At 48.2% G+C, this 9,816-nt stretch carries 11 protein-coding genes; 5 read left to right on the top strand and 6 right to left on the bottom strand.

The window, feature by feature from the left end; translation table 11 throughout:
* Positions 1–35: 35 nt before the first annotated feature.
* Positions 36–968: an AraC family transcriptional regulator gene (locus RN22_RS17040; RefSeq protein ID WP_082111431.1), complete on the bottom strand. Its 933-nt coding sequence runs from the start codon at positions 966–968 to the stop codon at positions 36–38.
* Between the two features lie 100 nt (positions 969–1,068).
* Here RN22_RS17040 and RN22_RS17035 point away from each other — a divergent pair, with 100 nt between their 5' ends.
* Both RN22_RS17035 and RN22_RS17030 read left to right on the top strand, forming a co-directional pair.
* Positions 1,069–1,683: a cytochrome P460 family protein gene (locus RN22_RS17035; protein WP_002541337.1), complete on the top strand. Its 615-nt coding sequence runs from the start codon at positions 1,069–1,071 to the stop codon at positions 1,681–1,683.
* Between the two features lie 22 nt (positions 1,684–1,705).
* Positions 1,706–2,248: a cytochrome P460 family protein gene (locus RN22_RS17030; protein WP_046306062.1), complete on the top strand. Its 543-nt coding sequence runs from the start codon at positions 1,706–1,708 to the stop codon at positions 2,246–2,248.
* A gap of 101 nt (positions 2,249–2,349) precedes the next feature.
* On the opposite strand, the gene uraH is transcribed toward RN22_RS17030, so the two are convergent.
* The 5 genes from uraH to RN22_RS17010 form a co-directional block, all read right to left on the bottom strand.
* Positions 2,350–2,703: a hydroxyisourate hydrolase gene (uraH, locus tag RN22_RS17025; RefSeq protein WP_046306060.1), complete on the bottom strand. Its 354-nt coding sequence runs from the start codon at positions 2,701–2,703 to the stop codon at positions 2,350–2,352.
* A 197-nt stretch (positions 2,704–2,900) separates the two neighbouring features.
* The gene (locus RN22_RS17020; protein ID WP_046306057.1) at positions 2,901–4,112 is read right to left on the bottom strand and encodes an MFS transporter; all 1,212 of its coding nucleotides are present in this window, start codon (positions 4,110–4,112) and stop codon (positions 2,901–2,903) included.
* Positions 4,113–4,126: 14 nt separating this feature from the next.
* Entirely contained in the window at positions 4,127–4,315 is a 189-nt protein-coding gene (locus tag RN22_RS24740) for a hypothetical protein (RefSeq protein ID WP_082111430.1), read from the bottom strand.
* 186 nt (positions 4,316–4,501) lie between these two features.
* The gene (locus RN22_RS17015; RefSeq protein WP_046306055.1) at positions 4,502–5,386 is read right to left on the bottom strand and encodes a sulfotransferase; all 885 of its coding nucleotides are present in this window, start codon (positions 5,384–5,386) and stop codon (positions 4,502–4,504) included.
* Between the two features lie 159 nt (positions 5,387–5,545).
* Complete coding sequence (locus RN22_RS17010) at positions 5,546–6,283, bottom strand: gamma-glutamyl-gamma-aminobutyrate hydrolase family protein (RefSeq protein WP_046306053.1); 738 nt, start codon at positions 6,281–6,283, stop codon at positions 5,546–5,548.
* Positions 6,284–6,711: 428 nt separating this feature from the next.
* Here RN22_RS17010 and uvrY point away from each other — a divergent pair, with 428 nt between their 5' ends.
* From uvrY to pgsA, 3 genes are read left to right on the top strand one after another with little or no spacing between them, the layout of a single operon-like run.
* Complete coding sequence (gene uvrY, locus RN22_RS17005) at positions 6,712–7,356, top strand: UvrY/SirA/GacA family response regulator transcription factor (protein ID WP_002541347.1); 645 nt, start codon at positions 6,712–6,714, stop codon at positions 7,354–7,356.
* Positions 7,357–7,371: 15 nt separating this feature from the next.
* Complete coding sequence (uvrC, locus tag RN22_RS17000) at positions 7,372–9,198, top strand: excinuclease ABC subunit UvrC (protein ID WP_082111429.1); 1,827 nt, start codon at positions 7,372–7,374, stop codon at positions 9,196–9,198.
* Positions 9,199–9,240: 42 nt separating this feature from the next.
* On the top strand, positions 9,241–9,795 hold the full coding sequence (pgsA, locus tag RN22_RS16995; RefSeq protein WP_046306050.1) for a CDP-diacylglycerol--glycerol-3-phosphate 3-phosphatidyltransferase: 555 nt from the start codon (positions 9,241–9,243) through the stop codon (positions 9,793–9,795).
* Positions 9,796–9,816: the final 21 nt, after the last annotated feature.

Raw genomic sequence — 9,816 nt, 5'->3', positions numbered from 1 at the left:
TAATTCACATGCATTAAGCCAGATGGCTCCCTTTTTCATTCGTTTTGCTGCCTGATGTCTGCAGGAGTCAGGCCCATTTCTCGCACCAATGCGCGACTTAGTGTCCGTCCAGAAGTAAAACCGAGAGAGAGCGCGATTTTGTCGATGGGGTCATTGGTGTATTTCAAAGCGTTGTAGGCCTTTAAGCGACGCCAGTGGCTAAGGTAGGCGATGGGTGCCATACCCAACGCATCTTGAAAATGGCGAACCAGTGTCGCTTTCGACATACCGACGTGCCTTCCAATCTCTTCGAGTGTCCAGTCTTTACCGGGCTCGCGATGCATCAGCATCAAGGCTTCATGAATACGTTTATCTTTTACTGCTTTGATAAAACTAAAACTTTCAGTGGTTTCGTTTAAATAGTGAGACAAAAGCTTTAAAAATAACGCTTCTGAAAGTTTATCGACAATAGGATTTTCCCTGTATCCATGCTCCGAAATTTCTTTATCGATGGATATTACGAGGCGCCAAATTGTTGTGTCGTGTCCAATATCCTTGATATGGATTACTGGGGGTAAAGCGTCAACTACCGGGTGGCTGAGTCCGGCATCAAACATGATGAGTCCACACATCAGTTTGTGGGTAGTAGGTCCTTCCTGAAACAGCGGTTTTCCCAGTTCGCAAGCGTCGATGGCGATGTCACTCAGGGTCTTTTTATTGTCGGGAGAGTCCGCTAACCAGTGCGCATCACCTCCCGGTAACAGAAACACATCCATCTCATTTGCGAGAAAAGGCTTATTGCTATCCAAACCTACAAAACAGTTTCCTTTGAGTGTGATATGAAAGCGTGGAAACTCGCGTTTCTCCAGTGCTATGCCCCAAGGTGCACTGAGATCGGAACTGAAGAAAATGCTGCCTTTAAATCTAAGAGTTTCAAAGACATCGGACAGATAATTAAAGGTTTCTTCGCTTTTGATTCGTTGAGGCACCGTTCTGATTCCCTTAGTAACATCATGGCTATGTAATTTAGCTTAGACTAACGCAAGGTGTGCCAAGATGGTGCACCTCAACTGTACTAGAGGTGAGAAAATGGATGTAAAAAACACCAAGGCAGCACTACTAACTGTGGCTTCAATGATTATAGCTGGCGGTTTCGTATCTACTTCGGCATTTGCCAAAGAGTATTTCACTGTCAAAGACGGTGAACTTCAGAGACCAACTGGCTACCGCGAGTGGGTGTATGTCGGTACGCCTGTGACACCGAATGATATGAACAACGGCAAAGCGGCTTTCCCAGAGCATCACAACGTTTACATTGACCCAGAAAGTTGGGCGGTGTGGAAAGAGAAGGGTGAGTTCAGAGATGGCACCATCATCATCAAAGAGCTCGTCAGTGTGGGAAGCAAGGCTGCAGTCAGTGGTAATGGTTATTTTCAGGGTGACTACATTGGCTTGGAAGCCACCATTAAAAGCAAAAGCCTGAACCCAGATGAGCCGGGTAACTGGTCTTACTACAGCTTTTCAACGCCTGACCATAGTGCGCTGACTGATACTGCGAAAGCTTTTCCTGCAGCAGCTTGTAACGCTTGTCACCAAGCAGCAGCGGCTGATGACTTTGTATTCACTCAGTACTACCCAGTGCTGCGTGCGGGCAAAGCGAAAGGTGAGGCAGCAAGCGGCGGACACAGCTCTAGCCTGAAATAATAAGAAAGTAATGGAGTCATTTATGAAAAAGGCATTTCTTATCGGCTTGCTTGCCACTGGTACAGCGTTTAGTGCGCTTGCTGCGAACGATGCGTTTTCACCTTACGTGGATGAAAAAGGAAACATCAGCTTCCCGAACGATTTCCGAACCAATATGGTCCATTTAGGATCTTGGTTTGTACCAGAGGGCGGCGCTAGCGGTTTCCATGGTGTGTACACCGAAAAAGAAACGGTGGAAGCGTTTCGAAAAAACGGCAAATTCCCAGATGGTGCAACGCTGGTTAAAGAGTTGCGTGCGCACAACACCGGCAATTATACGACGGGCAGTGGCGTCAGCCATGAGACCGGCGATCTCAAACAGTGGTTTGTGATGGTGAAAGACGGTGAAGGCCGCTTTTCCGATAATGGCTCTTGGGGTGAAGGTTGGGGTTGGGCATTGTTCAAAACCGATGACATGACCAAGAACGCCTCGGCAGATTACAAGACTGACTGTCTTGGCTGCCATGTTCCTGCCAAAGCCAATGATTGGATCTACACCGAAGCCTATCCGATTCTTGGCGAATAACAGAACAGGTTAATTGATTACTATCCCTCGTAAAACAAAGCCAGCCGACGTGCTGGCTTTATAAAAAGTGTCAACCTATTTTAGGACTAGACAGTTTTTATCTAACTTCCCCGGTATGTCGAATACCCATAGGGCGAGACCAGCAGTGGGACGTGATAGTGCTGGTTATGGTCGGATACGCCGAAACGAATGACAATCTCATCAAGGAAAGGGATAGCGTCAAGCTGGGCGTTGGTATGTTGGAAATAAGAGGCTGTGGCAAACACCAGCTGGTATTGACCAGAAATAAGGTAACCTTCTTCGATGAGAGGTGTATCTGTTCTACCATCATTATTGGTGATGCTTGTGGTCACTGGATGTAGACCTTCTTCATCGATGCGGTACAGCGAGATTTTGACACCTTGTGCTGGCTTTCCCCTAGCGGTGTCGAGAACATGCGTGGTCAGTTTTCCCATTTCACCACCTCAATTTCAAAAGCTCTTGTCTTAACAAAAAATTAGCATTTGCTGCGTTGGCACCCCAACACAAAATGATAAAACTTTGAGCAAGCGCCTAATTCAGTTGAACTTTTAGCATTTTTCAGTAGGTAGGAGACTCGATGGAGAAAGGGCAAAAAAGGAAAACCGGGCCATGATGACCCGGATTCATATCATTACGCGTTCTGCAGCGCGGGACGCACAACAGGCTTGTCGTTAATCGGCAGGTGGATAAGCGCTGCAGCTATTGCCAGCACCACTGTTGTCCACCAGATAGGCTCATAAGAGCCGTAATAGTCGAACACGCGACCGCCAACCCAGGCACCTATGAAACTGCCTATCTGGTGAGTAAAGAACACCAGACCATAAAGCGTCGACATATAACGCGCTCCAAAGATCTGACGGACCAGACCAGAAGTCAGTGGCACGGTTCCCAGCCAACAGAAACCAATCGCCGCGCCAAATAAGGTCGCGGTGTGTGTTGTTAGTGGTACGGTGATAAACAAGGTCAATACTACAGCACGCATCATGTACAGCGTGGTCATGACATAACGTTTATTAAACCTATCGCCCATTAAGCCCCAGAAATAAGAGCCAAAGATATTGAAGATACCCACATAGGCCAGTGCCATCGCCGCTGTGTTGCCCGGCAATCCTTTATCAGCGATGTAGCTCGGTAAGTGCGTCGCGATAAACATGACCTGAAAACCACAGACGAAAAATCCGGCGTGGATCAACCAATAACCTGGGTGTCTGAACGCTTCTGCCATGGCTTCTTTCAGCGTTTGTTCTGGTTCTTTTTGGCCGGCTGAGGCAGATGAAGGCGCTGCCGTTTTCATAAACACGGCAAAGGCGATCATCAGCGTACAGCACATCGCAAACACTTGCATTGCGGTTTGCCAGTCATAGTTAGCGAGCAGAGACTGAGCGCCAGGGATAACGGCAAACATACCGAATGATCCCATGGCCGTTGTCAGGCCAAACGCTTTCGCGGTGTGTTCTGCCGGTACCACTTTGGCAACAGCACCTAGCACAATCACGTAGCTGGTCGCACTCAGTCCCAAGCCGATCAGAACACCCATCGAGATGTAAAGTACACCAGTGCCTGTGGCCATAGAAGTGAGGTAAAGACCTAGGGCATAAGCTAAACCACCCAAGGTAATGATGCGCTTGGCACCGTATTTGTCTGCTGCCATGCCCACGAAAGGTTGGAAAAGTCCAAACAAAAGGTTTTGAAGGGCGATAGCAAGGCTGAAAAATTCCCGGCCTGACTGAAAGGTGTCTGTGATAGGCATCATGAAGATACCGAAAGATTGCCTGATCCCTAGGCTGATAATCAAAATCCCTATCCCCAGCCACACTAGCAGCGGGAAGCGGAAGATACTCATTAAGTTACCTTTGTTTATTGTGTTGCGTGAGACCCGTGGGCTTTGTGTTGGTCATCCATTTGATGATGTTGATGGCAACCACCATCCACCGCATAGTCGGCAAAAGCGCGTTGTAGAGGAGTGCAATGCTGAACGCCAACCAGAGTGATTGTCAGCACCAGCAACCACCTGACAAGCTGGGCAAAAAGTGATTGTGAATACATGTTGACTCTGCGTGGAAATGGCCAATAGGTTAAAGAAGCGCGTAGGGTAGGGATATTGTGGATATGAAGCAAATGAATTAGATGCAAATAAGCCATGCGCAAAACGCATGGCTTATACCCAAACAACCTGAAGATGCAGGATTCAGGTGGTTTGGGTATCTACAAACTTAAAAAACTGAGAGCTCATTAAGTTGCCGGGCACCATGTATACACGGTATTTACGTCGGTTGCGGGCATTTTGAGAACCTTGTTGCTGCAGCGTATTTCGTTTTGCTTGAGCGCAGCATCCACCGTTTTGCTTGAAGAGAGCTCCGCGAAATCCAGTATTTGTCCCATGACATGCTCGGGGGATGCGACAAAATCTTCGTAGTTCAGCGTCAGTATATTCAGGTCTAGCTCAGAAGCCTCCAGCTTGGTGGTTTGGATAAGCTTGTTAAGCTGGAACGCTGTGCCCGCTACTGCATGACCACGCAGGCGGTCGTACTGAGCCAACTCCTGTAACGAATAAGCTCCCCGCCACCAAAGTAGGTTCTTGCCTTGGTATTCCCATTCTTCGGTAGAAATCATTGAATGCACCGTAGAAGCAGGGTCTCGGTTGATATTGATAAACTTGGCATCAGGGAAGATGCTGTGCAAATAGCAAAGGCGTGAGGGGCCAGTGAATCTCAACGCCAAACGGCTTTTATCTGAAAGGGTAACGCGTCGACTCAATATTTCTCTGATAGACGAAATCTCTACCGGGGTGGCGTGTTTTCCACGGGAAAAGCCACGGTAAAAATCGATTTCTTCGCGGGTGTGTTCATCCCAGAAGTTCATGGCTTCCGAAGGCGTGGGAGAGAATTCCCGTGCCAGAGAGCCAAAGAAGGATTTATCCTGCAGCGCTTTATTCCTGAATGCACATTTACGTTTGAAAAGTCGGTGCTGGAAGTCTGATCTAGGGTGTTTTTCAAAGCTCTCGTCAAGCCAACACAGGGCTTCGTGATGCATGACTAAATCTGAGATCAGCGTGACGCCGGAACGTGGTGGTCCGACAAAGATCAACGGCTGCTTCAGGGTAGAGGCTCTGTTCATATCAACACTCCTTCTTGTCTGTAAACAAGAAAGAGCAAGTAGAGTGCCAGAGTGATTAAGTTATTAATTCATAGAGATAAAACGGTATGCAATGCGGGAAGCCAACTTGGGTTGCAAAATGAAAATGCGAAATGGCGATTCGACACGAATCGCCGCACGTTATCGCCTTAAGGTGTTGTCACTTTTTCCTTGGGCGAGGCAAAAATCGAAAATTAACGAAATGGCCTGCTTTCGATCTCCCTCGCCAAAGCGTTTTAAAGACTCAAGTGCGCTGTCGACAACTTCGTCACCGGCTTTTTCCCTCAGACGCTCAATGAGTTGGGCGAGAAAGTCAGGTGTGAACTCCGGGTGACACTGCATCGTGAGAACGGTATGAGATTTTTGAGCCATCGCCACGGGACAAAAGTCTGAGCCAGCAATCACTTCAAATCCAGAAGCAGGGGAGAGAACTTGATCTTGATGACAGGCGATCAAATTGAGTTGATCAGAGAGTGGGGTATCTAGCTTGTTTGCTGGGTTTTGAACCTCAATGGGATACACGCCCATTCCCCAGCCCTTAGCGGACTTCTCAACCCGTCCCCCGAGCGCATAGTGAATAATTTGGTGTCCAAAGCAGATGCCAATTATAGGGCGAGTAAGCTCATCACATTCGCGCACAAACTGGGCAACAACTTCAATCCAGGGATCGGTATCATAAACGCCCCATTTACTGCCAGTGACCAGCCAGATATCACATTCATTGGGGGAAGCCGGATAATCTTCTTCGTAGCAACGATAGCTTTGGAATGTGGAGATGCAACTGTCTTCAAACATGCGCTTGAAGGCATCATCGTAATGTCCGTACGTCGGGATAGAGTCAGGGTAGTGGTCGTCACAGAGTAAAATGCCCAGCTTCATGTCTATATTGCACTCCTTGCATGGTTTATGTGACTGTGAAGGCTTACTGGAAAAGTGAACCTAAAAGACAGATTTCACCAACCTAATGTGTAAGTAAACGCTAATGGCATACATAAAAAAGCATAAAATATGCTGATTAAGAATATCTGTATGTCGCGCTTTTTAGATATTCACTCATAAATCTGCAAAATGGTTGCAGCGCGTAACTTTATGTACTCAATGGAAAAATTTCTGGTGAATCATCTGTCTGTATCGGATTCATCCACTTTGCTGTTTAAATTATGACTGAATCACTATAAAAACATGCTCTCTTACACAGAATCAAAGTGTTCGGTCTTTTATTGTTGGGTTAAACTCAAGTAAGATGCATCCAAAGTCGAGCGCCATCCCGGCGCATGGCGAGCCAAAATCATAGTGGAGAAACAAGCTTGATAAGTGTTTTCCTTGTAGATGATCACGAGCTGGTTCGCACAGGGATACGCCGTCTTCTTGAAGACGAGCGTGGTGTTAAAGTGGTAGGGGAAGCCGAAAGCGGTGAGGAAGCAGTCAAGTGGTGTCGTGCGAATCATGCAGACATTATCTTGATGGACATGAACATGCCTGGTATTGGTGGTTTGGAAGCGACGCGAAAGCTCCTACGCTATAACCCAGACGCAAAGATTATTGTTCTGACAATTCATACAGAAAATCCATTTCCAACCAAAGTGATGCAAGCCGGTGCCGCTGGCTATCTCACTAAAGGTGCAGGTGCGAGCGAAATGGTGAATGCTATTCGCGCGGTGAACAGCGGTCAGCGCTACATTTCGCCGGAAATTGCACAGCAAATGGCGTTAAGTCAGTTTTCTCCTGCTCAGGAGAATCCTTTCAAAAACCTTTCAGAGCGCGAGCTTCAAATCATGATGATGATTACGAAAGGGCAGAAAGTGACTGACATTTCAGATCAACTGAACCTGAGCCCAAAGACAGTCAACAGCTATCGCTACCGTCTGTTCAGTAAGTTAGGTATCAATGGTGACGTTGAACTGACCCATCTTGCGATTCGTCATGGTATGCTAGACACAGAAACACTTTAACCATTTCTGTTCGCTGTGTTTGATGCCAAAAATTTCCTAAAAACAGTCTCTGACAAACCCGGCGTCTATCGAATGATGGACGCTTCGGGTGAGATCATTTATGTCGGTAAAGCCAAATCTCTCAAGAAGCGGCTTTCCAGCTATTTCCGTACTAATGTCGCTGGAGAGAAGACTCGTGCCTTGGTGAAAAATATCGCCAACGTCGAAGTCACGATCACACACAGCGAAACGGAAGCGCTGATCCTCGAACACAATCTCATCAAGCAACACTTACCGCGTTATAACGTACTGCTTCGTGATGACAAGTCTTATCCGTACATCTTCCTTTCTGCGAGCAAACATCCGCGAATTGCTGTACATCGTGGCGCGAAAAAGCGTAAAGGTGAGTACTTTGGTCCGTTTCCTGATGCGGGCGCGGTACGCCAAAGCCTGTATTTACTGCAGAAAATTTTCCCCATCCGCCAGTGCGAAGATTCCGTTTATGCCAACCGCACCCGCCCATGTTTGATGTATCAAATCAAACGCTGTGCTGGCCCTTGTGTGAAAGGCATTATTTCAGACGAAGATTACGATGAGCTGGTGAATTTCACCCGCTTGTTCCTGCAAGGCAAAGACAGGCAGGTGATTGCTTCGCTGGTGGAGAAGATGGAAGGCGCAAGTCAGGCGTTGCAGTTTGAAAAAGCGGCAGAATATCGTGACCAGATTCAGGCCCTGCGTCGCGTCCAGGAGCAACAATTTGTTTCGCAAGACAGCGATGACGATCTGGATGCTATCGGCGTTTCCATCGAAAACGGTGTGGCCTGTATCCACGTACTTTTCCTGCGTCAAGGTAAAGTGCTGGGTAGCCGCAGCTACTTCCCGAAAATGCCGGCAGATACCGATGTCAATGAGCTGGTTTCGAGCTTTATCGGCCAGTTCTATGTGAAACAGGCGGAAGGAAACACGATTCCAACCAGCATTTTGATTGGCCAAGACTTGGGTGACGAGTTGGCCGATCTGGCAACCGCGTTGTCTGACATCGCAGGCCGCAAAGTGAACCTGCAATGCAAACCTCGCGGTGCGCGCGCCCGTTTCCTAAAGCTTGCCCAGACCAACGCTGCTACTGCGCTCACCAGCAAAATCAACCACAAGATGACCATCCATAACCGGTTCAGCGTGCTGTCAGAAGCGCTGGAGCTTGAATCGGTGAAACGCATGGAATGTTTCGACATCAGCCACACCATGGGTGAGCAGACTGTCGCCTCATGCGTGGTGTTTAATCAGGATGGGCCGGTGAAGCAGGAATACCGACGCTACGACATTACCGGCATTACCGGTGGCGATGACTATGCGGCAATGGCGCAAGTGCTAGAGCGCCGCTATAGCAAGCAGGTCGACCCTGAAAAGATCCCCGACATCATTTTGATTGATGGTGGTAAGGGTCAACTTAACCGGGCGTGGGAAGTGGTGAAGCCGCTGCTTGCCGACTGGCCGAAACATCCGTTGTTACTGGGTGTGGCGAAAGGGACAACTCGACGCCCGGGTCTTGAAACCTTGATTAAGGTGACGGGTGAAGAGTTTTCTATGCCTTCTGATTCGCCCGCGCTGCATCTCATCCAACATATCCGTGATGAGAGCCATAACCATGCTATTTCCGGCCACAGAGCGAAACGCGCAAAAGCACGCAAGAGCAGTGTGTTGCAGGAAATTGAAGGCGTTGGGCCGAAACGTCGCCAGGCATTGCTCAAATACATGGGTGGAATTCAGGAACTTAAGCGGGCTTCTGTTGAAGAAATCGCCAAAGTGCCGGGTATAAGTCGTGTTTTGGCCGAGAAGATTCATTCGTCATTGCAACAGCAATGACTTTCAAGCACCATAGGCCGTCACTCACAAAGTATTATAAGTATGCGACTGAATATCCCCATTATCCTGACCCTTATACGCATCGCATTAATCCCCGTTTTTGTTATCGCGTTCTATCTGCCTTATGAATGGTCAGCTTTCGCTGCTGCTCTGATTTTTGTCATCGCCGGTGCGACGGATTGGTTGGACGGTTATCTGGCGCGTACCCTTGGACAAACTACCCGTTTTGGTGCCTTCCTTGACCCCGTAGCCGACAAAGTGATGGTGGCAATTGCTCTGGTTCTGATTGCTGAACATTACAATTCTATTTGGGTGACGATTCCGGCGGCGACGATGATTGCCCGTGAAGTGATTATTTCCGCGTTGCGTGAGTGGATGGCAGAACTGGGCAAACGCGCCAGTGTGGCGGTTTCCTGGGTGGGGAAATTCAAAACAGCGGCGCAGATGTTTGCGCTGACCATGCTACTTTGGCGCGACAGTGAGTGGATTATTTATGTTGGCTACGCCGCGCTTTATATTGCGACTGCACTGACTTACTGGTCGATGTACCAGTATCTACTGGCTGCAAAAGATGATTTGCTGAACGCCGATAACTAAACCCGAATCCAATGAAAAGGC

This window comes from Grimontia sp. AD028 (genome assembly GCF_000973155.1).
GTDB lineage: Bacteria > Pseudomonadota > Gammaproteobacteria > Enterobacterales > Vibrionaceae > Enterovibrio > Enterovibrio indicus.
Note: the sequence above shows the minus strand (reverse complement) of the source record. Positions and strands in the feature narration are given on the sequence as shown.